Here is a 2024-nt window from a genome sequence, read left to right on the forward strand (position 1 = left end):
CCTCCTTCCTGTGGCGCTCCGTTGCCGACGAGGCCGAACTGGCAAAGCTGCCCGAGTCCGAGCGCTACGGCTCCGAGATCGACGCCCGCCAGGTCTTCGACCGCCTCGCCGGTACCTGGACCTATTGGGGCTGGAAGGGCGGCTACTTCAAGTCGGAGGAAGATGCGCGCGCCTTCCGCGACGAGCTCGCCTATATGCTGGCCACCCAGCGCGTCGCGCCGAACTCGCCGCAATGGTTCAACACCGGCCTGCACTGGGCCTACGGCATCGACGGCCCGAGCCAAGGCCACTTCTATGTCGACCCGTTCACCGGCAAGCTGACCAAGTCGAAATCTTCCTACGAGCATCCGCAGCCGCATGCCTGCTTCATCCAGGGCGTGCAGGACGATCTCGTCAACGAAGGCGGCATCATGGACCTGTGGGTGCGTGAAGCGCGCCTGTTCAAATACGGCTCCGGCACCGGCTCCAACTTCTCGTTCCTGCGCGGCGAAGGCGAAAAGCTGTCCGGCGGCGGCCGTTCGTCCGGCCTGATGAGCTTCCTGAAGATCGGCGACCGCGCGGCGGGCGCCATCAAGTCGGGCGGCACGACGCGCCGCGCCGCAAAGATGGTCATCGTCGACGCCGACCATCCCGATATCGAGGAATTCATCGACTGGAAGGTCAATGAGGAGCAGAAGGTCGCCTCGCTGGTCACAGGCTCCAAGATCGTGAAGAAGCACCTCGAAGCGATCATGAAGGCCTGCATCAATTGCGAAGGCCAGGACGACGATTGCTTCGACCCGGCGATCAACACAGCGCTGAAGCGCGAGATCAAGGCGGCCAAGAAGGACGGAGTGCCGGAGAACTACATCTACCGCGTCATCCAGTTCGCCAAGCAGGGCTACACTTCGATGTCGTTCAAGACCTACGACACCGACTGGGATTCGGATGCCTACCTCACCGTTTCGGGCCAGAACTCCAACAATTCGGTCTCGCTGAAAGACGATTTCCTGCGCGCCGTAGAGCAGGACGGCGACTGGCACCTCACCGCCCGCAAGGACGGCAAGGTGCTGAAGACGCTGAAGGCCAGGGATTTGTGGGAAAAAATCGGCTATGCCGCCTGGGCGTCGGCCGATCCGGGCCTCCACTTCAACACGACGATGAACGACTGGCACACCTGCGCCTCGGCCGGTGCGATCCGGGCGTCCAACCCGTGCTCGGAATACATGTTCCTCGACGACACGGCCTGCAACCTGGCCTCGATCAACCTGCTGCCCTATCGCAACGCCGACGGCACCATCGACATATCAGCCTACGAGCACACGGTTCGGCTGTGGACCATGGTGCTGGAAATTTCCGTCATGATGGCGCAGTTCCCGTCGAAGGAGATCGCCAAGCTCTCCTACGAATACCGCACGCTCGGCCTCGGCTACGCCAATATTGGCGGCCTGCTGATGACCTCGGGCATTCCCTATGATTCCGACGAGGGCCGCGCAATCTGCGCAGCACTCACCGCTGTTATGACCGGCACGGCCTATGCCACCTCGGCCGAAATGGCCGCCGAGCTCGGCGCCTTCCCCGATTACGACCGCAATGCGCAGAACATGCTGCGCGTCATGCGCAACCATCGCCGCGCTGCCTATGGCGACAAAGACGGCTACGAGAAACTCGCCGTCAACCCGGTGCCGCTGGTCGCCTCCGACCTCAAGCAGCCTGAGCTTGCCGCCCATGCCAAGGCTGCCTGGGACCGCGCCATCGAGCTCGGCGAGGAGCATGGCTACCGCAATGCGCAGGCGACCGTAATCGCGCCGACCGGCACGATCGGCCTGGTGATGGATTGCGACACCACCGGCATCGAGCCCGACTTCGCGCTGGTCAAGTTCAAGAAGCTGGCCGGCGGCGGCTATTTCAAGATCATCAACCGCGCCGTTCCGGAAGCACTGCGTACGCTCGGCTATTCGGAAAGCCAGATCGCCGAGATCGAGGCCTATGCGGTCGGCCACGGCAATCTGAACCAGGCGCCAGCCGTCAACCCCGGCTCACTC

Annotated in this window: 1 protein-coding gene; it reads left to right on the forward strand. The window is 63.1% G+C overall.

Translation table 11 applies throughout. The features are described from left to right. Window positions 1-2024 (forward strand): adenosylcobalamin-dependent ribonucleoside-diphosphate reductase (locus EOA85_RS33710; RefSeq protein ID WP_127212582.1); only part of this gene is annotated, 2024 nt, incomplete at both ends.

Origin of the sequence: Mesorhizobium sp. M5C.F.Ca.IN.020.29.1.1 (assembly GCF_003997375.1) — a bacterium.
GTDB classification, from domain to species: domain Bacteria; phylum Pseudomonadota; class Alphaproteobacteria; order Rhizobiales; family Rhizobiaceae; genus Mesorhizobium; species Mesorhizobium wenxiniae.